At 58.0% G+C, this 25562-nt stretch carries 19 protein-coding genes; 11 read left to right on the top strand and 8 right to left on the bottom strand.

Annotation, left to right across the window (positions count from 1 at the left end):
* Window positions 1-16: 16 nt before the first annotated feature.
* Window positions 17-1573 carry a UDP-N-acetylmuramoyl-L-alanyl-D-glutamate--2,6-diaminopimelate ligase gene (locus TSA1_RS30710; protein WP_100179588.1) on the top strand — a complete coding sequence of 519 codons (1557 nt, stop codon included), beginning with the start codon at window positions 17-19 and terminating at the stop codon, window positions 1571-1573.
* Between the two features lie 210 nt (window positions 1574-1783).
* Here TSA1_RS30710 and TSA1_RS39085 read toward each other — a convergent pair whose 3' ends face one another.
* Entirely contained in the window at window positions 1784-5749 is a 3966-nt protein-coding gene (locus TSA1_RS39085; protein ID WP_145984396.1) for an NACHT domain-containing protein, read from the bottom strand.
* Window positions 5750-6256: 507 nt separating this feature from the next.
* On the opposite strand from TSA1_RS39085, the gene TSA1_RS30695 reads away from it, so the two are divergent.
* On the top strand, window positions 6257-6652 hold the full coding sequence (locus TSA1_RS30695) for a hypothetical protein (protein ID WP_100179585.1): 396 nt from the start codon (window positions 6257-6259) through the stop codon (window positions 6650-6652).
* A 773-nt stretch (window positions 6653-7425) separates the two neighbouring features.
* On the opposite strand, the gene TSA1_RS30690 is transcribed toward TSA1_RS30695, so the two are convergent.
* The 6 genes from TSA1_RS30690 to TSA1_RS30660 all read right to left on the bottom strand — a co-directional run bounded on the left by TSA1_RS30690 (window position 7426) and on the right by TSA1_RS30660 (window position 14284).
* Window positions 7426-8325, bottom strand: a complete 900-nt coding sequence (locus tag TSA1_RS30690; RefSeq protein ID WP_145984395.1) for a Fic family protein — start codon at window positions 8323-8325, stop codon at window positions 7426-7428.
* A 997-nt stretch (window positions 8326-9322) separates the two neighbouring features.
* The gene (locus TSA1_RS30680; protein ID WP_100179583.1) at window positions 9323-9895 is read right to left on the bottom strand and encodes an FHA domain-containing protein; all 573 of its coding nucleotides are present in this window, start codon (window positions 9893-9895) and stop codon (window positions 9323-9325) included.
* A 52-nt stretch (window positions 9896-9947) separates the two neighbouring features.
* On the bottom strand, window positions 9948-11420 hold the full coding sequence (locus tag TSA1_RS30675; RefSeq protein ID WP_100179582.1) for a hypothetical protein: 1473 nt from the start codon (window positions 11418-11420) through the stop codon (window positions 9948-9950).
* Window positions 11404-12300 carry a protein phosphatase 2C domain-containing protein gene (locus TSA1_RS30670; protein ID WP_100179581.1) on the bottom strand — a complete coding sequence of 299 codons (897 nt, stop codon included), beginning with the start codon at window positions 12298-12300 and terminating at the stop codon, window positions 11404-11406. Before TSA1_RS30670 ends, TSA1_RS30675 begins: the two co-directional genes overlap by 17 nt.
* Entirely contained in the window at window positions 12297-13496 is a 1200-nt protein-coding gene (locus TSA1_RS30665) for a hypothetical protein (RefSeq protein WP_100179580.1), read from the bottom strand. The genes TSA1_RS30670 and TSA1_RS30665 overlap by 4 nt, the downstream gene beginning before the upstream one ends.
* Window positions 13497-13537: 41 nt before the next feature.
* Complete coding sequence (locus TSA1_RS30660; RefSeq protein WP_100179579.1) at window positions 13538-14284, bottom strand: vWA domain-containing protein; 747 nt, start codon at window positions 14282-14284, stop codon at window positions 13538-13540.
* Between the two features lie 451 nt (window positions 14285-14735).
* Here TSA1_RS30660 and TSA1_RS30655 point away from each other — a divergent pair, with 451 nt between their 5' ends.
* From TSA1_RS30655 to TSA1_RS30635, 4 genes are all read left to right on the top strand, one after another.
* Complete coding sequence (locus TSA1_RS30655; protein WP_100179578.1) at window positions 14736-15692, top strand: IS481 family transposase; 957 nt, start codon at window positions 14736-14738, stop codon at window positions 15690-15692.
* 355 nt (window positions 15693-16047) lie between these two features.
* The gene (locus TSA1_RS30645; protein WP_100181430.1) at window positions 16048-17313 is read left to right on the top strand and encodes a CaiB/BaiF CoA transferase family protein; all 1266 of its coding nucleotides are present in this window, start codon (window positions 16048-16050) and stop codon (window positions 17311-17313) included.
* A 136-nt stretch (window positions 17314-17449) separates the two neighbouring features.
* Window positions 17450-18655, top strand: coding sequence for an acyl-CoA dehydrogenase family protein (locus tag TSA1_RS30640; RefSeq protein WP_245448447.1), 1206 nt, complete (start codon window positions 17450-17452; stop codon window positions 18653-18655).
* Window positions 18656-18664: 9 nt separating this feature from the next.
* On the top strand, window positions 18665-19222 hold the full coding sequence (locus tag TSA1_RS30635; RefSeq protein WP_100179576.1) for a flavin reductase family protein: 558 nt from the start codon (window positions 18665-18667) through the stop codon (window positions 19220-19222).
* Window positions 19223-19253: 31 nt separating this feature from the next.
* Here TSA1_RS30635 and TSA1_RS30630 read toward each other — a convergent pair whose 3' ends face one another.
* A complete protein-coding gene (locus TSA1_RS30630) occupies window positions 19254-20162 on the bottom strand; it encodes an NAD(P)-dependent oxidoreductase (protein WP_174719143.1) in 909 nt (302 codons plus the stop codon).
* A 166-nt stretch (window positions 20163-20328) separates the two neighbouring features.
* Between TSA1_RS30630 and TSA1_RS30625 the strand changes: the two genes are divergently transcribed.
* The 5 genes from TSA1_RS30625 (at window position 20329) to TSA1_RS30605 (ending at window position 25558) form a co-directional block, all read left to right on the top strand.
* Window positions 20329-21312, top strand: a complete 984-nt coding sequence (locus tag TSA1_RS30625) for an ABC transporter substrate-binding protein (RefSeq protein WP_174719351.1) — start codon at window positions 20329-20331, stop codon at window positions 21310-21312.
* A gap of 77 nt (window positions 21313-21389) precedes the next feature.
* Complete coding sequence (gene ilvD / locus TSA1_RS30620; RefSeq protein WP_100179575.1) at window positions 21390-23075, top strand: dihydroxy-acid dehydratase; 1686 nt, start codon at window positions 21390-21392, stop codon at window positions 23073-23075.
* A gap of 91 nt (window positions 23076-23166) precedes the next feature.
* Window positions 23167-24012 carry an ABC transporter ATP-binding protein gene (locus tag TSA1_RS30615; RefSeq protein WP_100179574.1) on the top strand — a complete coding sequence of 282 codons (846 nt, stop codon included), beginning with the start codon at window positions 23167-23169 and terminating at the stop codon, window positions 24010-24012.
* Window positions 24009-24794 (top strand): ABC transporter permease, encoded by a 786-nt coding sequence (locus tag TSA1_RS30610; protein ID WP_100179573.1) that lies wholly within the window; start codon window positions 24009-24011, stop codon window positions 24792-24794. Before TSA1_RS30615 ends, TSA1_RS30610 begins: the two co-directional genes overlap by 4 nt.
* Window positions 24794-25558, top strand: a complete 765-nt coding sequence (locus TSA1_RS30605) for an ABC transporter permease (RefSeq protein WP_174719142.1) — start codon at window positions 24794-24796, stop codon at window positions 25556-25558. The genes TSA1_RS30610 and TSA1_RS30605 overlap by 1 nt, the downstream gene beginning before the upstream one ends.
* The last annotated feature ends 4 nt before the right edge of the window (window positions 25559-25562 follow it).

The raw sequence follows: 25562 nt of genomic DNA, 5'->3' as shown, positions 1-25562 counted from the left end.
AACGTGGAGTACCACCTTGTATCTAGCCGAACTGAGAAGCAGGTTTGGGGCCGAACCAGTCGGGGATCTCTCTCAGTTCAACGAGGGCCTGTACCTTTTCGGCGTCACGGATGACTCAAGAGACGTAAGGTTCGGGTACGTCTTCTGCGCCGTCCGGGGCGAAAAGCAAGACGGGACCAAGTTCTGCAGGCAAGCCGCAGCAAAGGGCGCTCAAGCCATAGCGGTACAGTCGGGCGTTCCGGTTTCGGCGCTTGGGCTTAATGACTATGAACTGACCAAGATAGCTATCCTCCGGGTGCCTGACGTCAGAGCCTTCTATGCGCGCCTCTGCGCGCGTTTCCATCCTGGGCTGCCGGACACGATGGTCGGCGCAACCGGCACGAACGGCAAGACATCGACAGTCTCGTTTTTGCGCGACCTGTGGGATTTGAACGGAAAATCTGCAGTCAGCCTTGGTACACTGGGGATTCAGAGCAGGTCGCACGCTCGTACGAATCTCGAAGCGGGACTGACGACTTTTGACGCCAAGACCCTCCACATCATGCTGTCCGAGCTCAAGACCGTCCACGGCATTAGCAATGTGGCCATGGAAGCTTCGAGCCACGCCCTCCATCAGGGCCGGTTGGCAGGCCTGGCGTTCGATGCGGCCATTTTCACCAATCTTACGTTGGATCACCTCGATTACCACAAGGACATGGATGCCTATTACGTCGCGAAGGCGATGCTCTTTCGCGAACGGCTTAAGCCGGACGGCACGGCGATCATCAACGTGGACGATCCACGTGGCGCCGAGTTGGCGGCGGAACTAAAGGCCTCCAGGCGCAGGGTTATCACATATTCGCGCCGGTCGCCGGCCAGCGACCTGCAACTTGTCAATCGCAAGAGCCGTCCGGCCGGACAGGACCTTGAAGTAAGCATCTTTGGCCGGGTTTGTTCGATCGCATTGCCTCTGGCCGGCGAATTCCAGGCTGACAACATTATGGCGGCCATGGGCGCCGCGATCGCGACCGGGCTGACGGCAGATCACGTTGTCGAGCAGGCAGCGAAGGTCTCGCCCGTACCAGGGCGACTAGAGCTGGTCGCAACAACGCCAGCTGGCGCACCGGTCTACGTCGATTATGCGCACACCCCTGATGCTCTGGAAAATGTCTTGAGCAGCCTTCGGCCGCACGTTCCCCATACTGGGCGTCTGCATGTCGTTTTTGGGTGCGGTGGCGATAGGGACACATCGAAACGACCCAAGATGGGGGATATTGCTTCCCGGTTGGCTGATCGTGCTTGGATTACCGATGACAACCCCAGGTCGGAAGAGCCAACGGCAATTCGCAAGGCGATCATTGCCGGCGGCCCCGCCTGCGTGGACGCCGGCGATCGGCAGTCCGCGCTTCGTTGTGCGATCGAGGAGGCAGGAGGAAGCGACATCGTCGTGGTCGCCGGCAAGGGTCACGAAGACTATCAAATTCTACCCGTCCGGAATGAGCTTGGCGCACCCATACTGGACGAAAGCGGGAGGTTCGAACTAGAGAAGGTTCTCTTCTCTGACCAAGATCTGATACGTAGCCTATGCAGATAGAACAATGACATTGGATCCAGAACGATCACCTCTGTTCGATCCAAGAGGCAACCGATACATCGTCGTGGGCGGACTCTCGACGGAAAGTACTACTTGTGCGAACAGGCGTCACGAGCTCCTGACAACGCTGGCCAAGCCGCTCCTCCGCAGGTGAGCGATTGCCTTGCAGCGAGCGTCGCCTGATTGGTGACGCACCACCTAATCCCGCTGTTAAGAAGGCGTCGTTGATTGGCTGACCACTTCTCCTGACACATCGATCACTACCACCCCTAACCTCTCTCTATCAAACAAAGGTACGCTTTTGGCTAAGCGCCGCTGAAGTTCCATCGCCGTCTGCGCCGCCGTTTTGGCTCGACGGGCCTTGGGTATGTTCTTAGGACGCTTGGTGCCGAACCAGAATACCACTAATAGGCCATACCCCCCCGCATACAAATCAGACGCGTAGGATTTCTTCAGTTGGCCGGTTGCCGCGACCCACAAATCTGCGTGGTAGTCTCGCTTCAACTCAAGAGGAATTTTCATCCCTCCAACATTGATAGTAATATCCGCGCGTTTGTCGCGCGCCAAGTGCGCTTCTGGCTCAACGCTGATTCCAAGGCTACTCAAACGCAGCGACAAATGTTCCGCTAGGACATCTCGACAACTTTCTTCCGATTTCGGATCGATCACCCGTCCGCGGCTATCTTCGTTCCAGAAACGCTTGAAAATATCCGCGTTCGTCGCCGAATAATACTTTTTCAACCACTCGAGTTCGACAATAATAAGTTGGTAGAGATCTCCTATATTAGCTGGCTTTCCCGTCCACAAGGCAGCCAACGTCTGCTTCCAGCCAGGTTGCTCAAACTGCCTTTCTCTCTGTCTGGTCTGTTGATTGGACAAGGCATCGTTAAGTGCACGCTCGAAAGCGACAAAGCGTCTATCGCCCCTTGAACGCTGCAGATATGAGGCGGCCAAATGAGACGGATCGAGCGAAATCCGAGCAATCAAAAATTCGATCAATTTTCCATCGGTCGTCGGAAGTGCGCCTTTTTCTCCCATAAAAGACAAGACTGCTATCGCCTGCTTCGCATTGCTCCGCACGAGAGCCAAACTTGAACGAAGAATATCCATGACACAAGAACGTGCATAGTCTGACAACCCTACCGGAAGAATAGCAGTCTCGGATGAGAGTAAAAACGCCGCAGCCTTCCACGCGCTATCGACCGTATCGCTGTGGTTTGGAAGGGCGGCCGCTTGTGCCACGACCTGATAAAAATCTCGACGATTGGCAATATGCGAGAATCCGCTATTTAACAACTGCACGAGTGGCTCTGGTTCCACGTCAGCTGCTTCCTGCAAAAGACGCAAGATGAAATGTTCTTTGTAGTCCGAGAATTGCTCTTCCGACAGTACCTGATCAAGAGCACTCGATCGCGTATTATGCCGCAATTGCTGGCGGACAAACTGCTCGTAAACATCCAACACCGATTCCGGCCGATCTCGTTGGATAGCCGCGATCCAACCATATCCCTCTCGGTGAAACTCTAACTCGTCTTTTTCTGTTAGGTAGGTTCGTTCCAAGACAAACGCTATCGCCAACGCCCTTCTTGAAAATCCTTTGATGTTTTTCGACCGCAGCCACTCCTCATTGACGCCCGCCAATATCGCCATCCACCACATGGGATTCTGACGCGAATCTACTAAAGCAATCACTTTTGACAGTTCAGGAAGGTCATCCCTATCTAAACACGTAGACAACGCCTCCAATGCGGTCTGGGCTTGCCATTTCCCGAAGGCTTTCAGCACGCGCACTCGCGGTGAATCGACGCGATCGAGATTTAAAAGGCGCGAGAAATATACACTTGAGATTGTGCCAAGCCAGCCATCGTGCTTGCCGGAGAGAACCCGTGCACTATCGGCTCCAAAGCTAAACGAAACAGTCGAGGGAGACTTCTGCTCGAATTCGATTCGATTGAGGTCGAGGGAATTCTTCGAATAATTAATATCTTGTTGCCAGGGGCTAGTACAGAGACTTTCCCGAATCTGAAGAAGCTCGGAATTTGATCCGGCAAACGCAAAAATAGCTTCGAACTGAGTTTGTTCGAATTCTGCCGCAGACAACAAACTTGACAGGGCGAGTCTGTAAAGGCGTGGCGCACTATCATGCCCACATCCGAGGGCTTCTAGTTTACTGATAAGCCAACTCATCGCGTCGCGATCTGAGATGATGCCGACTGTGACCTGCCGGACCCACACACAGAAGGTCTCGCTTATATTGGATGTCGAGTAATTCTTCGTCGCGTCCAAGAGGCCCGCGCGCAACTGCGCCTCCCGCAATTTCAGCTGATCAACGAATGCATCATTGGCTGGTGGCTTTACAAAGGGCCATTCTCTCCGAAAAATAAGCCAATCAAAAAAGCGCACACCATCAGTGTCAGGAGGCAGCTCTAATAAGACGCGCTGAAAAATAACATCAAAAAGTCCGACAATAGCTCGCTCCTTGGGCCTTGGGACGCGCGAGTCTGGGGCGCGATCAATCTTTGGAAAATTGTTTAAAGCCTCGACCAAGTCTCGTTTAGGTACGCATGTCCCCGCTATGTCCAAATTCCATTCGCTACCGGTGTCCGAGGCGTTGGCCGATGCGTTGAGCAGATGGAGGACGTCGTCGAGATTGCATTGGCCGATGCTTGAGAGATGTGAATAAATTTGTGCAATGAAATTGACGTCGTCGACGGTCTTGTGGCGGCGTGCGCGAAAGAAGTTTACCAGAGGTCTCGATGCAATTTCTGGATTAACTTGGAGAACGATATCAAGGGCGCGACGTCGTAGCGCCGGCGTCAAATCTGGCCTGCCAACAATCGAAAGCAGGTCAGAGACCGCGTGGACAGAACCGGGAGCCCCTTGTAGGCTATCTACAACAATCTGAATGATCATCAGGGGCGGATCTCTGCGAAGAGCGTTTTGAAGTTCGAGCTCCATGCCTTCGCTGAATCGGTTATCTACCAGTGGTCGCACAGCGATTGAGCGATCAATCTGCCGATCTTCGATATTTCGAAACAACCTTCGTCGGTGGTCCAATTTGAGAACACCGGCATCACTGTCGAGCAAAACGCCAACTGGATCGGCGTCGATAAGAGTTTGGGCGTACTCTGGAAGAAAGACAGGAAGCCACGCATGGAGACCGCGCATCTCAGAGGTCGGAATGCCATAAACCCCTAAAAGGGCTCGCAATCGCTCAAGCGGAAAACCTGCTCTGACATGTTCCGCCAACCAACCGGCGGCCACGTACTCGGCCACTGTTCGGTGGGCATAGTCCACAGTCTCTTCAATGGGGCCCGAAATGAACAGCCGCCGGCTAAGAGCGGCGAGCAGTTTTTCGGTATCGGCGCTAGGAATCTCCTTGAAGTACGGAAAATCATCAGTGTTGAGATGGCCTGTCAGGCTTATGCCGCTTACGCCGCTGATAAGACTGGCTGCTAAGATGGAACCTGCTGCTTCTCTTAATTCGGCAGCGGTGTAAGAACCGCCTCCAGATCGGGAGCGATTGCGACTATGCTCTGACAAAAGAAGCCTTGCAGTTTCTTCAAACAAGGCATGCCGCGATTCGGGCCAGGTGCCGAATTGGACTAAGCTTGAGAGCATAACAACGTTTTGGGCATTTCCGAGGAACGCAGAAATTCCACGTTCGGTCGCTTCGTCCAAGAATGTGTCGGGAGCAGATATCCCGCGGGAAGCCAGCATCTCCACTTGTTGACTTCGGTTTAGATCTTGTAGCATCAGGACGACGTAGTCGTGTCCGGTCATATCAAAATAGGGACGGAAGGCGGCCAAGTCAGTTTCGCCGAGCCAATCTCTCTCGCGGCAAGAAATGCGAATTTTGCCCGGCCGTAGTTCGAACAGTTTGCGCACGAACAAGTCTATCGTGTCTTGGTCGCCTCTTCCGGCTCGCTTTTCGTCGAGCGCATCAATGAAAGTTTGATTGCAGCGTTCTAAAGCTGGCGAGTTGAGAAAATGCCGCGTGGTGATGTATCGTCCACCTTGCGATGCGGCAAACGCTTCGAAAAGATAGGTCTTTCCGGAGCCTGGCTCGCCTAACAGAATAATGTTTGCTTCTTCGGTAAATTCGGAAAAAGGCCTTGCGCCGGCTCTGTTTCTGGGAGGCGGAGGCGAAATCTGCTTTACAAGGCGGTCCGTCAATTTCTTTTCTTTCGAAAAATGGCTACGCCGGTAAACACGGAGTACTCTTAGGCTGGTTGAAACGCCCAAACTTTACGACCTGGTCGTCGATGGGATCAACAGGCGCCATATTGATCTCTCGTATCAATTGTCGCATCGCAACGAGAACCATTGACTATTCGCGACCGGGCAAGAGGCCACCTCTATGCGTCAACCCGCCCCCTTGGCGGGCATCCGTTCGATAGCTTGGCAGGCGAGATGGGCAAGAATGATGCATTCCACTTCCACTTTGCTGAGCGAAGTGAAGCAGCAAGCACCTCATAAGCCGCGTTGCATCCAAGGTTAGTGTCGCACAGGGGCGGTCAATTTGGCTCCAGCCCGTCGCCCGACGGTCTGTTTTTTAAGCTAATCAATGCCTTAGTTGATAATTAAGCTTTTTTAATATGCGACTGTGTAGGATTTCCCATATTTGCCCTCGCTTTTGCGGGCCAAAGACATTTGCTTGAAGCGTATTTTGAAGAGCAGTTCATGACGGAAGATTTGGTGCTTTCATCCGCCATCACGCGGCATCCAGCGGCCACGCTGTATGACCGCTTCTTCGTGACGGCGTTGCCCGAGGTCGCGACCGTTGCGGCTCGGAAGAACGTGTATCTTGGAGAGGGCGAAGCCGAGCACGTCTTGCACTACGCACTCAAAAACATTCCGCGAAAGACCCTCAAGCATGCCCTCCGAAATGATGACAGAGCTTGCTGGACGACCAGCTTCGCGCTCGACCATGCGCTCGACGTGCTCGCGATGATGCGGCTCATCGCACACAGCGAAGCCGTTTGCCAGAAGCCACTCCTTGGCGAAGGCCTCCTCGTCGAAAAGGCCGAAGAACTTCTCAAACAGAGATTTGCCAACGACAAAGCGCCGCAGCACTGAGCCTCCGCGCCGATCGGGACACTTATATAAGGACGTGTTAAGCCGCCAGAAGGACCTCCGCGCCGAGTTGGCCGAGCGGCAATCGTCGGGGCTGACCTCGCCTGATTTGCTTCGGGGTGAGGAGCGCCGATCTCCTCCCGGATATGCACCCACACGGACACGGGAGGCGGCTACCAACCCGCACGTCGGCCCCCTCTGGACACAGCGTGCGGGCCTGGTGCCGCAGCAACGGTCGGCACGCCGATGGCTCGACTTTGCGAGGGACCGGATTTCTCGCGGCCGAAGGAAAGAAGGGCCTCTGGCTACAAGCGCCCTGCAACGCGAGCAGGAACGCCTTCAGACAGTCAAGGTCGATAAAGGCAAGCGTTCGGGGAAAGCGTTGGAGCCAGGCGGCGGACCGGAATTATGAAGGGGCAACGGCTGCAGCGGATTCCGCCGGTGTCCCGAAAGAGACAGAAGTTCGCTACTGGGATTGCCGGCGGTCATGCCCGTGCGCGAGCCAGCCTTTTGAGCTGGTACGCGGCACGGTTCGCAAATGTCTGGACATGTTCGCGGCCGGAGGACCGGGCGGCGCAGATCGCGGCGCTCGAACTGGAGCAGCATGCCGCCATAGAAGCGTTGGCGCGGGCTTGGGCGGTACGGCTGCAGGAAGCACTCCGGGCCGCGAAAAGGGAAGTTACATCTTGCCATTCACCACGGGCTCGCCGGCCGCTGAGGAATCCGAAGCAAGCGAAGTCCGCTAAGGCAACAAAGCGAGGCCGCGGGCTGGAACACTAGCCCCCACTATCAAAGTCCTCATAAGGTAACGCATATACGCCATCGAGAAAAAACCTGAGGTATTCCCCGACGCGGTTGATGTCGTCCTGGCCGCCGCTGTTTCTGGTGAACAACTCCAGCATCGTCATCAGCAGCATGTCGTAGGGGCGCGGGTGGATCGAGAAGCGCCCCGAGAGGGGAATCCCGAAGGCCGTTGCCATCGCTGCGAAGATAACCCGCTGCACGTGGCCGTTGCCATCGAGAAACGGATGGATGCAACCGAAGAGGCCAAAAGTCTTCGCGAGGCTGCCAAGCCTCTGGTCGGCATTCTCGGGCGTGCTCGCGATTGCCCAGGATACATAATCCACGAGCTCAGCCATTTTGTCAGGAACGTGCGTCGAAGAGGTGAACAAGAAGGTCTTTCCGGGGGCCAGCAGGCTTGGTCCACTGATTTCCCTGCCTTCAAGCGTGGTTCCGGGTTGCCCGCGATATGTGCCAGCGTACTCGGGGTATCCATCCGGCGTGAGGGAGGCGAAGAGTTCGCGATGTATGGCGCAAGGATCGCGAAGGACGAGGTCGCGGCGTTCTTTGTTGATGAGAATGTCCCGGACAAGGGCATCGCATCGCGCGCGCATGATGGTCCCGTATTGTGGGCTTCGATGTACCTGCCACCCTGGCGGCGCTGAGGCTGACTCTTGTTTTGGCATGGGCGCATTCTGATCGTTCGCCGGAGCCCACGCAAGAATGCCGTAACCTTCTCCTGCGTCCGCAATTCTCGATTTTGCGCTGAGATAGCGCCCGCTGCGTCGGATTGGAAGAGAGGGCAAATGAGCGAACGGTTCAACTCTGAATCCATGAGATTGATGGATCTCGGCCTGGGTGTTGATCCCGGCGCGGGAGTTGCCGCGGAACAACACGATGGTTCATAGTCGAACATGGGAATCCCGATTGGTGGAGGCCAATGTGACTATGCGAGAGTTGGCAATCGAAGCGATGGCCATGAGGAACCGCGGAAGCGAGCCTTCCGAGATCCGGTTGTTCGTCTACAAGGGTGTAAATGCGCTGGTACTTCAAGATAGGACGCCAATGACGGAGCACGACAACCCGCCGGATGGTTGGGAAATGCGGAGACCGGCGACCGGTGAAGTCATCACTTATGGACCTAATGGCTACTCGTATCGCCCCAATTGAGGTTGCAGCGGGCAATGGGCTGCATTGCGAGAAAGAAGGCGTCCGAGGGCCCCATTCTCAACCGTTACAAAGCTTCTCCGATTGCTCCATCTGACATAGATCGGACATGGCGGAGTATTTTTCTGGGAATTTATTCCTTGTGCGAGCCTAAGTATATCTATAGAAAGAGGTTTCTCATTGACGCGGGATAGAGCAGCCCGGTAGCTCGTCAGGCTCATAACCTGAAGATCATCGGCTCAAATTTGATCGTAAAAGACATTCGCAGACTTTTCTGGGCTCCTCTTTTGTGATTTTGGACACTTCGCCACGCTGAAAAGCACGGGTAGTCCCGAAATGCACTTTGCTCTGCATCTCGGTCTGCAAGCCTTTGAAATCGCAGAAAATGCGAACGCCCTCCGAGCGCACCACAACCAATCTCTGGAATTGAATCGCCGTGCTGACGCGGTGCGTGGGCTCTCGCACACCCCTTGCTCAACATGGTTGGTCGCTCGCAACTGGCATTTTTGCCAGCGACCGTTATCGAGGCGTATCAGGCCATCCTGCGTTTCCACCTAAAGGACGCCATCGAGAGCGCCATCCGTTCCGATCCAGAGGTCCCGTCGGATGCGAACGCGAGTGCATACGAATAATCATAAAGGATCTGAACGGAAAAAGTGGCCTCAAAAGCGGGCGACGATAGCAAAGAAGAGCATCATCAATTTTCGAGTGCAAGTTCCGTCAACATTACGCCCCCCGAACAAGCACCAATTCGGTCTGCCCCACCGTCATAGTATCGTTTATCCGGAGAATACCTTTTCGAGCCTTAACCCCATTAAACTTGATCGCATTGTGAGCCGCCAAATCGGTGACTTCAATGTAGTCATCATGAACTTCGGCGATGCAGTGGTACTTGGAAACGTAGTCATCCTTGATGATAAGATCGTTGTCCTGTCCACGCCCGATGCTGATGGACGAGTTTCTCGGCAAACGATGAATTCTTCTTGAGCCGTTCGGATACCTTATTTTGAAAGCCAGCCATTGCGATCCCGACAGGGAAGCATTGGCGCCCCGTGTTGATCCCAGCCAGATCACAAATACGCCCCCGGACACGAGTAGAAGCCCGACCCAAACAGGGGCCGTTGGAGAAGTCTGCAACCCGAATGTCTTTCTTAGGAAATCAATTATGAGATCCTTGAATCCCGGAGCCAGGACGCCGACTCCACTAGCAATCAACACTGCCGCCAGTCGCAAGTAGAATGGCTCAATGCTGCGCAACGCACCATAAGCGCTTCTAAAGTCTTCGCGCCAATTCGCCATCCATTCTGCCCTACATCTCGGCACTATCGAGCAATACGCGTTTGGACCACACCTAGAAGACTGTTCGCTTCACCAATTCGACCAACGCTTTGTCATCGAGACCAGTTCGCGGCACGTACTGATGCGTCTTATTGCCATTCAGTATGAATGGAGCGATTGTGCCGTCGGATCGTTCAATCACGTGCCAGCAGTCGCCTTCCCGGCTGGTGATCGTGTTCACCAGCCTCCGCCACATCTCTTCGGGGATATGCGAACCTTTGAAAAGTGCCGCGGTCCCCGAAGCAGGGCTCTTCAGCAAGATGAAGCCGCACCCGTGGTTGTTCTCGTTTAGATAATTCTGAATAGCCTGATGAATTCGTGATACGCCAGCGACGGGCGTGATTGTTACCACCCAAACATGTGCGCGCTTTCGTCTAAGTGGTCCGCCCCGGTGATCGGGGGCCATGACATCAATTTCGCGAAGTACATTATGGGTTATTGTACCGACCTGAGTGCTTACTTTGATCTTCTGGCCTCGTACGGCAGCTCCAACGGCATCTTCGACGGCATAGAAGTGCAGTTGGTTCTGCAACTCGCCTTCCCAGAAATGGGTCGCGATGACGTCGCGGATCGCCTCACCCCAGCAGTGAGTGCAAGCAAAGCAAATCCGGCTGATGAGAAGAAGTTGGGGTGTCGATTTGCCCGCCGGAGTACCTAAAATGGCTTGCTTGAATGTTCTCTGCTGATCTCCAAAGATACTTCGCATACGGTTCACCGCATCATCAAAGCGCGGCTCGTCTGTGTGCGGGCTGTGTACGATATAGTTCTCTAGCGACGAGATCAGAGCTTCACGTTTAAGATCGGGATTGTCCAACAGATTGATGCGGTTTTCTTGACAAAAAACGACAGCCACTAGGCACGCATCAACGATCGCCCGCTTCCATTGGGGTGTGAGGTTGTCTCGGACCTGAGCGCCATCGCTTGCGCTTGAGTCGAATAGAAAGCGAATTTCGTGCATTGACTTGACGAGATTGTTCAGATTTTGCGGATGACCGCCGCCGAATTCGTCGATCGTGTTTACTTCATCTAGAACAGATCTGACCGACGACGGGACAGAACTCAACATCTTGTCAGCAACTATTTGGCTGCATGACGCCGCGACCTTGCTTTGTCCCGACACATGCTCATCGAACAGAAAGAGCGGTCGAGCTCCGCCTCCAAATGTGCTGCCAACGCCCAGGACGGCCGCGGAAGGCCATAGATGCTTTGCTCCGAGGTCGTCTGTCTCAGAAAAGATTGATTGTTCGACTAGATCGCATTGCCATTTTTCGCGCGGTAGACAGGCACGGAACAGCAATTGGGCAAAATACTCGTCTAGGTGTGGATCAGTATGGATGATGATCCGTTCAAGCTGGTCGACGGCTTGCTGGGACAGGGGCTTGAATGATTGCCCAAGGACGCTCTGCATGTATTCGACGCTCTTGTCCGAGAGAGCGGAAAGAAAGCCGCCGGCGTGTGCAACGTTGGCATCAGTGATCTTGATCATGAGATGCTGCCTCCGCGCTTGTCCGTCTCAGCAGGACGAACGTTGCATCATCGTCGAGTCTGGGCTCAACTGCAGGGTTCCATGCAAGGCGACTTCGGAAGTCTTGGAGGAGAAAGTCGACACCGTTTCTCACCTGTCGCGGTGATGGACTTGCGTTAGCGAATTGAGTGAATTCGTCACGATACTCGCTGATCAGTCGGGAAAGTCCGTCGGTTGCTAGAAATATGCTGTTGAGAGTGCTGGTGGGGCCGGCGGAGAGAAGCTTGATCGAGGGGCGGTCGGCCTCAGCGTTCACCCGCGAAAAAAGGTCGTTGGTCAGATATGTTCCCGCCTGACTCTCAAGGTCGAACAGTGTTCCGTTTATCGAAGCGAGTCCGTCGCCCGAGTGAAACACTATGAAGCGCTTATCCGTAACGACAAGGCCAAGGATCGTCGACATCAGGAAGTCGAACGCGAAGATGCGCTGGGATGTGAGATCGGGGCCGGCGAAAGTGCGAATCGTTCTAAGTAGCCTGCGGCCAACGAGGTCAGACAGCTTTAATACAAACCGATCCGGAGATAGTCGCGTATGAGTGATGGCTAGCTTTAGTGCGAGAGTTGACACGGCATAAGAAAGCAATTTCGCACCGACCTCATTCGCCGACCGAGTGCTCGCTGCCAGTCTCTCATGAGTTCCAGTACAGCCGTCGGTTACGACCGCGACGATGGCTTTCGGCTTTATTATGATGCTCGATGAATCTTGAGAATTCTGGCATTCGGTAACGGCTGTCAAATTGTGCTGAGTAGCGCCCCCGATCGCAAATGGAAGCGCGCATCCTTCTTGGGGAAGTTCAAAGTGCGATATGCGAGTCTGAAAGGGGGGGCGACGAGGCAATGTCATGAGGTGCTAAGCCTCAAATTGAATTGCTTCAAGAAATTGCCGAATTCCGCCGGATCGGGGCACTGCTGGCGAGTTGTCCTTTTCGGCGAAGATGGTGTCGAGGGCGACGGCACCAACGATGCGATCAAGTCTTTGAAGCCAGAATCAGGGACTGCGCGCTGTCCCTGGCGTGCTAAGACATCGTCGCGCACCTGTCGTCGCTCCTTCTCGCGGCGTATGACCGCGGCCATTCCACTGGTTTCGAAGAAATGATTGGCTGGATGCTTTACGTCTGAAATGGGCAGTGTGAACAGTATGTTCTCCCTGTCATCTCTAACGAAAACGCCTTCGAAGAAGTCGTACAGACGTTTATCGAGCGATTTGAGTTGGGCGACGCGGCGCTCAACCGATTCATTTTCGGGGCATGGGAAATAGCGTACTCCGTGTGAACTCAAGTGGTCACGGCCTATGGCGATGCACCTGATGCTGCTAATCCCAACCGCCTTATTCTGCTTGTCTAGCTTCGGCGGTGTTACCCTTAGCCAATGCGGTCGGCGGCCAACGAGAAATTCGAAGCAAACCACCGCTAGCGCAAAGATGTCAGTGCCGAAGTCGACGGGTAGTGCACCCCCGCGCCCCTTGCCGCGCGATAGGAGTTGAGGGTCGTTATAGTTGTCGTGAGTCGCACGGCAAGGAAAGCCGCCGATCTGGGCTGCGTCGACGTCGATAATCACCGGCTTCCCGGTCGACGGATCGCACATTATGTTTCCAGGATTAACGTCACCTAGGACAATCCGCGACTGATGAAGTTGGTCGACTAGCCCGAAGGTGTCGTATACGAATCTAATTGCAGTCCGGTCGTCGAACCGCAGGCCGCTGTCCTCGGAGAATCTCCCTGCGGAAATATCAAATCCAAGTTTATCGAGCTTTGGAAATGTGTACCGACACATTGAAAAGCCGACGACGGAGTCGAACGACACGGTGCCATGGTAGGCGGGAGCCTCGGGGAAGGCGATCATGCGATCATTGTGGCGCTTGCGAAAATTTGCGTGGGAGTTGCACAGCGCGAGGACTTTCTGTTTGCGCTCATCATCGATGAGGTGGTCATAGTAGAGCTTCGCTACGCTCTGCTTTGTCAGATCGTAAATTTCGCCTTCGCCGCCGTAGGCGAACGGCGTATCGAGGTCGTATAGTTGTGCGTTCACGAGTACTTGCATGAGAGACACCGGTTACGAAGCGTGCGCTGTTGAGAATCGCGCTATCCGATCGAGGCTCTTGAAGCGAGCGCAAATGCTCGTCTTATTTCGCGGCCGCTTTGACCGACGAAAATCGCGTCGTCAAACCCGAGGCTATTTTGAATATCAACAATTGTTTTTCGCGAGAGTTTTGGGTTTTCAATGCCGATGACTACTGACTTGGTTAGATATTCGTTTGCTCTTAGTTCACTCACAATGGTCTTGATGTCGGCTGGCTTGGCGCCGCCTTGATTGTCTTCTCCGTCCGTTATCAGGCCCAGCGTGAATGTCGTACGAATGTTTTGCTCTAGCGCAAAAGCGATATTGGCGGCCATGTCCTGGAGAACGTGAAAGACGGTCGCATACAGGGCCGTTCCGTCCCCGTCCTGCGGTCGATAGCGGGTTTTATCAAGAAGTGCCACGGCGTCATTGCCGGTTTGAGCGAGTACGCTGAATGGATTCAAAAGGGTTGTTTCATTCGAAAAGAGCCATTGGCCAACATACAGCGCTCCCATTCGGCACTTCGCGCTAGCGCGCAAAATATCGATCATCTGCCGCTGCCCGGCGATCACGTCATCGATGTATGGCTCCATGGAAGGGGAGGCGTCGACGATGAAGCATCCAAGCGTTGGATCCTCGAAGCCGGCGCGTATGTCTGCAACGGATATTGTTCTGTTTCGTTGCGACAGTTGAACGGCAGCTTGCGTTGTGATTGTCCCGGAGCTGACGAGCGTCTTTGTGGCTTCGGATACCGATACCTGACTCGACATGATCCCCCCTGAGAAGATGCCGAGTTAGGTCGGTCTTAGTTGTATAGAATTAGCTGATCTATTGTTGCGGGTGTGGCGGCAATTTGCAAGCGCTTGTTGAATCCCACGTCTTGGTCTCGGAGCCCATTAAAGGAAATGGTTCTTGAGCGAGAAGATCGCTGACCGAAGGTATTGGCCGGGCTCGCTATGCAGCGAGTTTGCTGGGCGGACACAAGATATTTCGCAAAAACAACAGTTTATCGACTCTCTGCATAGTGGGGGCAGGGAACAATGATGGTAGTCATTGAGGGGTTGATAGGATCTCGGTCGAAGACGTTCCATGCGCTGACACAGTGCAACGCTTGGCGGGCCGGGCCGGCCGATCTAGTTGTGGTCTGTCAGGAGGTTGTCCATCTGGTCTGAACCGAGGAAGCTGAGGTTGCGAAGCTTCAGTGTTCCAAGGAGAGACCAGATGAACGTGCATAAGAATGCGCCTTTGACGCCCAAAGGTCGAGAGGCGATGGTGCGAAGCGTGGTCGAGGGTGGGTTGAGCCAGGCCGGCGCGGCTGACCTTTTCAACACGACGCCGAAGACCGTCGCCAAATGGGTCAAGCGCTTCCGCGCAGAAGGTGTGGATGGCTTGCTCGACCGCTCGTCGCGACCTCATTCATCGCCGAGCCAAACCCCGCCAGCCACGTGCACCGCGATCGAAGCCTTGCGCCGGCAGCGCCACACCGGCAAGCAGATCGCAGCCGAAGTCGAGGTCTCGCCGGCTACCGTCAGCCGCGTCCTACGCCGCCTGGGATTGAACCGGATACGCGATCTGGAGCCGGCCGAGCCGGAGCGCCGCTATGAGCGCGAGAACGCCGGCGAGATCATTCACATCGACATCAAAAAGCTCGGGCGTTTCCAGCGTATCGGCCACCGTATCACCGGCGATCCGAGTGCTCCGAACAAGAGCCGCGGCGCCGGCCGGGATTTCGTCCATGTCTGTATCGACGACCATTCCCGCGTCGCCTTCCCCGAGATCAAGCCCGACGAGACGGCGGCCAGCGCTGTTCCCTTCCTCAAGGCGGCTGTGGCCTATTACAAAAGCCTCGGCGTCACCGTCACGCGTGTCATGACCGACAATGGCAGCTGCTATCAGTCGTTTGCCTTCCGCGACGCTTGTCGAGACCTCGGCATCAAACACATCCGGACAAAGCCTTACACGCCCAGAACAAACGGCAAGGCCGAGCGCTTCATCCAGACTGCACTTCGGGAATGGGCTTACGCCAAAGCCTACCCCACTTCGGATCGACGCGCCGAAGAGCTACCGATCTGGCTGCATCAATACAACTGGCACCGGCCCCACGGTGGTATAGACTCACAAACGCCGATCAGCAGACTTGGGCTGACCAAGGACAACCTCTTGAGGCTCCACACCTAGGGCGAGCGAGCGCATCCATTGTCCATCCTGAAAATTCCGACGGCGAAGATCTTCGAGCCGCTACTCAAGCCTGCGCGCTACAAGGGCATTTACAGCGGGCGCAGCTCGGGCAAGTGGTTGCGCTGACGGCCAAGTGCATATCCCGCGATGCGGAACGCGGCCTGCGATGGTCCTTATAAGGTGTAGCGCGGCTTGTATGCGCAGGATCGAAGCCCGGCAGCCTATGGCTGCCGGGCTTTTTTGCGTTGACAACCAATGCGAGCGAGACACTTGCGAAGTTGGCGGCGCCGGGCTTTAAGTTTGCCGTTGCGGGAAATTCGGCAGCCATAAGCCGATGTAAGGGAGCGTGCCATCGATGCCCACCAAGCCTCAATTGCCGGAACGTTCGCCGCGGGCGATGGGAGGGCCGACTGCGCTCGACGGTCTGCTGGTCGTTGATTTCACGCGGGTCGTCGCCGGCCCGGCCTGCACGCAGACGCTCGCCGATTTCGGCGCACACGTCATCAAGATCGAGAATCCGGACGGCGGCGACGATACCCGCGCCTATGAGCATGCCGAGATTGGCGGCGAGAGCGCCGCGTATTTGAGCCTGAACCGCAACAAGCGCGGCATCGCGCTCGACCTTTCCCTTCCTGAGGCCCGTGAGATAGCGCTTGACCTGATCCGCAAGGCGGATGTCGTCGTGGAAAATTTCTCGAGCGGGGTCATGAAGAAGTTCGGGCTGGATTACGAGAGGGTCGCGCCGTCCAATCCCCGGCTGGTCTATTGCTCGATTTCGGCGTACGGACGCTCCGGACCGTTCGCCTCGCGTCCCGGCTTCGATCCCATCACTCAGGCCGAGAGCGGCTTCATGTCGCTTAATGGATTTGCCGATGGCCCCGCGGTTCGCACCGGCCCTCCCATCGTGGATATGGCGACGGGGATGTCCGCCTGTAACGCGATACTTCTGGCACTGCTTGCGCGGGACCGGCTCGGCCGCGGGCAGCATGTCGAAGTCGCTCTGTTCGACGTCGCGATGGGGATGACCGGCTTCTACGGCATGGCCTATCTCATCAACGGTGAAAATCCCGGCCGGTTCGGCAATTCACCCAGCGGGTCGCCCACCGTCGGCGTCTACGAGGCTTCAGACGGACCGCTCTACATGGCCTGCGCCAACGATCGGCTCTATCGTCGGCTCGTGGTCGAGGTGTTCGACCGCCCCGATCTCATCACCGAGCCGCAGTTTGCCACGCGCAAGGCCCGTTCCGAGAACAAGGAGCTCCTGCGTGCCGCCATTGCGGACGTCTTTGCCGGCGATACCCTTGAGAACTGGATGGCAAAGATGAAGCTCGCCAATATTCCGGTCGGCTATCTCCGAACGGTCGAGGAGGGGTTCAACGCGCCCGAAGCTCGCGAACGCCATCGCTTGAGCCGGATTCCGCATCGTACCGCGGAATGGGTCCCCAACATCGAGCCACCGATAACCATGAGCCTGACCGGTGCGGTCGACCCCGTTGCCGCCCCGCTCCTGGGGGAGCACACCGAGGACATCTTGCGCAATATGCTCGGTTATGACGAGCGTCGTATCGCGGATTTTACCCGGAAGGGAGTCTTTGGCGCGGGCAGACCCTCGACGGGCTAGGTTCGCGGTCGATCCCCATGGCGTCAGGCCCACCGGCTTTGATGCGGTGTCAGCTGCATTGGCTTGATTTGGCGAAGGGGCGGCCGCATAAATACGCGAAGCGAGGGACAGAATGGCGCCTGGTCGAAAGCCGAGCATGGATCAGCCCGCCGGGTCGGAAGCTGGCGAACGCGCCTATGCGGAGATGATCGCGAAGGCCCGGGCTCTCCTGCCGCGACTTCGAGAGCGGGCGGCGCGGACGGAGGAGCTCCGACATCTCCCGCCGGAGACCGAAAGGGATCTCCACGACGGCGGTTTGTTCCGAATGCTCCAGCCGGCACGGATCGGCGGCGCCGAACTCGACTACGTCGCCCTCGTCGATTGCGCCGAGCTGCTTGGGCAAGCCGATGCGTCGGTCGCTTGGAATCTCGCCAATCTGGCAAGCCATCACTGGATGCTCGGCATGTTCGAGCAGAAGGCGCAGGATCTCGTTTGGAGCCGTGATCCGGACGCGCTAATCGCGTCCTCGTTCATTTTCCCAGCCGGACGCGCGACGAAAGTTGACGGCGGATACCAGCTGCGCGGCAGCTGGCCATTCTCTTCGGGCGTTGCCTCCTGCGAATGGAACATGCTGGCGAGCGTAGTCTACTCCGAAGACGAGGCAGACGGCATCGAGTATCGGATCTTCCTGCTGCCCAAGGGCGACTACAAGGTGCTGGATACCTGGAATGTCGCGGGATTGCGCGGGACCGGGTCTTGCGACGTGGAGGTCAGGGACGCCTTCGTGGCCGACCATATGACCGTTGCTGTCGGCGAGCTCGCAGGCGGCCCAACGCCGGGAAGCAAGATCAACCCGAATCCGCTTTATGCGTTGCCGGTGTTTTCGTTGTTCCCATACGTTCTCTCCGGCGTAGCCCTGGGGAATGCGCAAGCGTGTCTCGACGATTACATCGAGGTCACACGCCACCGGATTTCGACCTACAATCGCGCCAAGCTGAGCGACTTTCAAAGCACCCAGATCAAGATCGCGGAGGCCTCGGCGAAGATCGATGCGGCGCGATTGATCATGCGGTCGGCGTGCCTCGATGCCATGGAAGACGCGCGGTGCGGGCACATTCCCGACATGGTGACCAAGACCAGATATCGGCGCGACGGATCGTTTTCTGTGAACCTATGCACGGATGCCGTCTCGATGCTGTTTGCCGCGAGCGGCGCGCGCGGGCTGTTTACGTCAGGCGTATTGCAGCGGCAGTTCCGTGATGCACACGCCATCAACTCGCATCTCGCGTTCAATTTCGATGCGGCCGGAACCAACTATGGACGCGTGGCGCTGGGCCTGCCGTCCGAGAATCTCACGCTGTGAGGCCGGCTGATGAATGATCTGCCGAAGCAGCCGGCCGGCCCCGATCCAGCCAATGAGTTCGCGAGCGACAGCTCGCCGATCGATCCTCGCGACTTTCGCAATGCGCTCGGAACCTATGCTACGGGCGTGACGATCATCACGGCCGCGGCGCCTGACGGCAAGCCCTACGGCCTGACCTGCAATTCGTTCGCCTCCGTCTCACTGAATCCTCCGCTGGTCTTGTGGAGCCTGGTTGTCTATTCCTCGAGCCTGACCATTTTCCAGAACGCCAGCCATTTCACGGTCAATGTGCTTGGCGCCTCGCAGCAGGCTCTTGCGAGCAAATTCGCCAAGTCCTCGGAGGACAAGTTCACCGGTGTGGACTGGACACCGGGCCTCGGCGCGGCGCCGGTGCTTGCCGAGAGCGTCGCCAATTTTCAATGCCGGTCGGTGAATCGCTATTATGGCGGCGACCACGTGATCTTTCTCGGTGCGGTCGAGGCCTATACGTATAACGCGACGGAGCCGCTGCTCTTCGCGCGAGGCGCGTTCGGTCGATTTCTTGCGGACGACGAGCGCAAGAAGTGACCCCGGCGTGCTTCGCGGTGCGTTCGACAGCCTACGTCTTTGCCGCCGACAGCTTGTAAATCTCCAGCGCGTCCGCTTCCGCGCCGCGCGCGGCCTTGGCCAGCCTGAAGAGCTGTCCAGCAAGCGAGGCCATCGGCACCGGCGTCGACGTCGCCTGTGCGACGTCAGCAACCGTGTCGAGATCCTTGAGCATCGTGGCAATGTGACCCAGGGGCGGCGAGTGAATGCCTTGCACCATCCGCGGCACGAAGAGCTGAAGCGGAATGGAATCCGCAAAGCCGCCGGCGAGCGCTTCGGGAAGCCGATTGGCGTCAATTCCCGCGTTGACGGCAAGGCGCGTGGCTTCGGCGAGGACGGCCATGGCGCAACCGACGATGACCTGATTGCAGAGTTTTGTGGTCTGACCGGCGCCGGTCGGGCCCATGTGGGTGAACCTGCGGGCCATGGCCAGCACGTAAGGCCGGACTCGCTCGATATCGTCTGCTTCTCCGCCCGCCATGATCGCAAGCGTGCCTTCCTCGGCACCCTTCGTCCCGCCGGACACAGGTGCATCGATCCAGCCGGCGCCGTTTGCGCTTTCCAGTCGCTTGGCGAGGTCGCGCGCAGCGTCGGGGTGGATTGACGAGAAGTCGACGACGAGCTTGCCTGCACCGGGCGCTGCCGCCAGACCCTCCGGCCCGAAGATCACCTCCTCGACCGCCGTCGCATCCGTCACGCACATGAAGGCGATATCCGAATTCGCCAGGAGGTCGCGAGGCGTACCTGCGCGCCTGGCGCCGGCTTCGACAAGCGGAGCCACCTTGCCCTCCGAACGGTTCCAGACCGTCACCTGATAGCCAGTCTTGAGCAGGCGCCGGGTCATCGGCGTCCCCATCAGCCCGAGGCCGAGATAACCGAGCCTCTCGGCGCCTTGCGGGTTTGCCTTGCTCGCATCAGCCATAGGTTGCCTCCTTCTGTCGCAGCGCGACGCCGCCTTACCATACATTGCGCATCAGGCGGCAAACCCAGCCGGTTCGCATGGCTTGCCTGATTGTTTGAACCATGAAACATTTGAGACGGTCGGGTTGGGTGGCGCCGGTCGGCGCCAAAGCAGCGGAGTGGGCACGATGCGAACCGTTTCGAAGTGGATCCTGGCTTTGGGGACGGCGGCCGCCGTGACCGCAGGGGCATGCCCGTCGTGGGCGCAGCAGACGATCCGCGTAGGCTGGACGATCCCAGCCGAGGAATCCAAATACTGGATGATGCGCCGCCCGGCCGAATTCCCCAATATTGGCAAGACCTACAACATCGAATGGACCCAATTCCAGGGCACCGCGCCGATGACGCAGGCCCTGGCAGCGGGGGCGCTGGACTGTGCGACGCAAGCGCCGCTGTCGCTCGCCAACGGCGTGGTCGGCGGCAATCTCAAGGCCTACATCGTCGCGCAGCACGTGTTCGAGAAGCCGGGCGGCTTCTCGGTCTATTGGGCCGTCAAGGATGACTCGCCCATCAAGACAATCGCCGATCTTAAGGGCAAGACGGTCGGCATTTCCGTGATTGGGGGCGGCACCCAAGGTCCGTTCAACTTGCTCCTGAAGCAGAATGGTGTCGATCCAGCCAAGGATATCAAGCTGGTCGAGGTCGGGTTTGCAGTCTCCGAGGATGCGCTGCGCCAGGGCCGTGTCGACGCCGTCAACATGAATCAGCCGTTTGCCGCGCGCGCGGAGGCGAAGGGCGGCACACGGAAGCTGTTCTCACTGTCGGAGGCCATGCCGAACATCGTGCATATCCTGGAAGCCTGCCGCGCCGATTTCGTCGACAAGAACCCGGAACTCGTCAAGGCCTATGTCCGCGATATCACCTCGGGCATGAAGAAGGCGCTGGCGAACCGCGAGGAGACTCTCAAGGTCGTCAATGAAGTGCTGAAGGCGCCCATCCCGGTGCTCGAGACCTATCTGCTCAAGGACAACGATTTCGGCCGCGATCCAGGCGCCGCGCCGAATTTCCCGGCAATCCAGAAGATGCTGGACATCTACGCGGAGACCGGAATGCTGCCCAAACTGGATGTCGCGCAATTCAAGCATCCGACGATCGTCGCTCCGCTGCAATAGGCGATCGCGCGAACGAACCGGCCGATGATCTCGCGGCGTTCCGGCTCTCTGGCCCGCCGCATGAAGAAGATGCACGCATGAAGAAGTTACGATCACGAGTCACGACGGATGGCCTCGACCGGGCCCCGCACCGGGCATTCATGCGTGCCATGGGGCTTGACGACGCTGCGATTGCAAAGCCGATGGTGGGCGTCGTCAGCATGAAGGGCGAGCAGACGCCCTGCAACATGACCCACGACTTCCAGGTGGCTGCGGCAAAGACCGGCATCGAGGAGGCCGGCGGCACGCCGCGTGAATTCTCGACCGTTTCGGTGTCCGACGGCATCAGCATGAACCACGAGGGCATGAAGTTCTCGCTGTTTTCGCGCGAGCTGATCGCCGATTCGATCGAGGCTGTCGTTCATGGTCTGGCCTACGACGCGCTGATCGGATACGGCGGATGCGACAAGACGCTTCCCGGCGTGATGATGGGCATGGTTCGTTGCAACGTGCCGTCCATCTTCATCTACGGCGGCAGTTCTCTGCCGGGGCGCGTGGACGGTCGTACGCTGACGGTGCTCGACTCCTATGAGGCCGTCGGCAGCTTCATGACTGGCGAGATCGACGGCGCCACGCTCGAGCGAATCGAGCGGGCCTGCCTGCCGACGATCGGCGCTTGCGCCGGCCAGTTCACTGCGAACACCATGGGCATGGTCTCGGAGGCGATGGGGATGACCATTCCCAACGTCTCGATGGTGCCCGGTGTCTATGCAGAGCGTGCGCAAATCTCGCGGCGGGCCGGACGGCTGATCATGGAGATGCTGAAACGCGGCGGGCCGTTGCCGCGCGACATCGTGACACGGAAGTCCCTCGAGAACGGCGCGGCCATTGTCGCGGCGACGGGAGGCTCGACCAATGCCGCATTGCATCTGCCGGCGATCGCGAACGAGGCCGGCATTGCATTCACGATCGATGACGTGGGCGAGGTCTTTGCAAGAACGCCGTTGATTGGAAACCTGCGGCCGGGCGGCAAGTACACGGCAAAGGATGTCTACGACATCGGAGGTGCCGCCGTTGTGATCCGCGAGCTGATCCAGAGTGGTCACATCGATGGTGGCTGCATCACCATCACCGGCCGCACGCTTGCTGAAGAATATGGCGCAGCCAACGCGCCCGATGGCGTGGTGGTTTACGCCTCTCGCGCGCCGATCATGCCTGATGGCGGTGTGGCGGTTCTGAAGGGTAACCTCTGTCCCGACGGCGCGGTCATCAAGGTTGCCGGTTTGAAGAGCCAGTTTTTCGAGGGTGTGGCGCGCGTGTTCGAGGATGAGGAGGCTTGCGTCAAAGCCGTTCGCGACCGGAGCTACAAGGCGGGCGAGGTTCTCGTCATCCGCAATGAGGGCCCGGTCGGTGGTCCCGGTATGCGTGAGATGCTCGGCGTCACGGCGCTGATCTACGGGCAGGGCATGGGCGAAAAGGTGGCGTTGATCACCGACGGCCGGTTCTCCGGCGCCACCCGCGGCATGTGCATCGGCTACGTAGCTCCCGAAGCCTTTGTCGGTGGTCCGCTGGCGCTCATTCGGGACGGCGACAGGATCCGGATCGACGCCGCAAACCGGCGGATGGATGTCCTGCTCGATGAGCAGGAACTTGCTGCGCGCCGTCGCGATTGGAAGCAGCGTCCGCCGCGGCACCGGGCGGGGGCGCTTGCAAAATATGCGCGACTGGTTGGGCAGGCGCCGGGCGGGGCCGTCACCCATGAAGGCCCGGCAGAATGGCCGTGATTCGAATGACGCATCGCACGGGTGCGCAAACGATCGTCTGTCTGGCAGACTTCTTGCTAAGCCTGTGTCTCACGGTAAGGCGAGCGACGGGATGACGGCAGTGCCTGCGAGATCGAGCGAATGGGTGAGACCGGTGACGTCACAAGAGCCGGCTTCTGTAATCATCGAGATCGACCATGTCTCGCAGGTCTTTCAGACTTCGGCGCGCAAGGATCATGTGGCGCTTTCGGACATTTCGCTGACGATCGAGGAAGGGGCCTTCGTTTCCATCCTTGGTCCGTCGGGCTGCGGCAAGTCGACACTGCTCTATATCGTCGGCGGCTTCGTCAGCCCGACCAGCGGTGCGGCGAAAATGAAAGGGCAGGCCATCACGGGGCCGGGTCCGGATCGTGGCCCGGTGTTCCAGGAATTCGCGCTGTTTCCGTGGAAAACCGTGCTCGGCAATGTGATGTATGGCCCGTGTCAGCAGGGCGTGCGCGCCGCCGAGGCCGAAGCGCAGAGCAGGGCGTTGATCGAGATGGTCGGCCTCAAGGGGTACGAGAATTTCTATCCCAAGGAGCTGTCGGGCGGCATGAAGCAGCGTGTGGCGCTGGCGCGGACGCTGGCTTACCATCCTGAAGTCCTGTTGATGGACGAACCGTTCGGGGCGCTCGACGCCCATACGCGGACCCGCCTGCAGAACGATCTGTTGAACATCTGGGAACGCGACCGCAAGACAGTGCTGTTCGTCACCCATTCGGTCGACGAAGCGGTTTTTCTCTCCGACAAGGTCGTGATGATGTCGAAATCTCCCGGCCGCATCCGCGAGGTCATCGACATCGATCTGCCGCGGCCACGCCGCCGCAACGAGCTGTTGCTCGACCCGCGCTATCAGAAGTACGTCGTCGATATCGAGCGCATGTTCGATGAAAGCGACGAAGCCGGGCCTGCGTTATGATGTCACCGGCCACCCTGCTCAGACGAGCCGCTCCGGTGCTGGCCTGTATCGGGTTGCTAGCGGTGTGGCAGTTTGCCTCGCTTGTGTTGAAGAACGACAGCTTCCCGACGGCGATTGAAGCGATCCGCGCGATTCCCGATATTCTCGGCGACAAGGAATCCCTGATCAACATCCTGGCCTCGCTTCGCCGTATGGCGCTCGGGTTCGGCGTGGCGGTGCTGGTTTCGATTCCGCTGGGCCTGTTGATGGGACGCAGCCGCAGCGTCGCGGCGTTCTTCAATCCGCTTCTGATGGTGATTTATCCGGTGCCGAAGGCCGCCTTGATGCCGATCATCATGCTGTGGCTGGGCGTCGGCGACGTCACCAAAACCTTGGTGATCTTCCTCGGCGTCAGCCTTCCCGTGATTTACCATAGCTTCGAGGGTGCCAAGGCCGTCGAGGAGAAGATGCTGTGGTCGGGCGCCGCGATGGGTCTGTCGCCGGCCCAGCGCCTGGTGCGGATCGTGCTGCCGGCGGCGCTGCCGGAAATCCTGACCGGATGCCGCACGGGCCTGGTCCTGGCGCTGATCACGATGATCACGAGCGAGATGATCGCCCGCCAGTCCGGTGCCGGCAACATCCTGTTCAATGCCCTCGACATGGGCCAGTACGACACCGTCTTTGCGATGATCATCATCGTGGGCGCCATGGGAATTTGCTTCGACGCGATCTTTGAGAGGGTTCGGGCCAGGCTCGTGCGCTGGTCGGAGCCTCAGTTCGACCTGCCGCTGAGCTTCTCGTGATGGCGCGCCTTCTCTGCCCAAACGTCCTTCTCGGGATCGCCCCGATCGCACTGGTCATTGCCCTGTGGCAGGGGCTGGTGTCCTTCGGCTTCGCGCCCGCGGTCTTGCTGCCGCCGCCGGGCTTCGTCTTCAGCCGGCTGCTGCAGCAGCTCGTGACATGGACGTTCCAGCAGGAGATCGCGGCAACGCTCATCCGGCTGTTCGCCGGATTCGCGATCGCGGTCGTGCTCGGTGTCGGTATCGGCATAGCCGCAGCCGCCAGTCCCGCGATCAATGCCGTCGTGCGGCCGATCGTCCGTGTCTTGGCCCCGCTGCCCAAGGTCGCGCTCTATCCGGCACTTCTGCTGCTGCTCGGATTCGGCCATGGATCGAAGATCACCCTGGTGACCGCGGACGCGCTCTTTCCCATTCTGCTCTCGACCTATTACGGTGCCTCCACTGTTGAGCAGAAACTGATCTGGTCGGCCATGGCGGCGGGAACGCCGCGCTTTCAAATCCTGTTCAAGGTCGTGCTGCCGGCCGCGATGCCGTCGATCCTGACCGGCTGCAGGATCGGACTTGTCATTTCCTGCATCGTGGTGTTTCTGGCCGAGATGATCACGTCGACGGACGGATTGGGGCACGCGCTCGTGACCGCGGCGCGAACTTTTCAGGCCGTCGACATGTTCGTGCCGCTGATCACGATCTCGCTGTTGGGGTTGATCCTGAACGCCCTGCTGGGCGCCCTGCGATCTTACCTCCTGCGGGGTTTTCCAGAAGCGTGATCCG

Source organism: Bradyrhizobium nitroreducens, assembly GCF_002776695.1.
Lineage (GTDB): Bacteria > Pseudomonadota > Alphaproteobacteria > Rhizobiales > Xanthobacteraceae > Bradyrhizobium > Bradyrhizobium nitroreducens.
The sequence above is the reverse complement of the archived record's forward strand: the minus strand, read 5'-3'. Positions and strand labels throughout refer to the sequence as shown.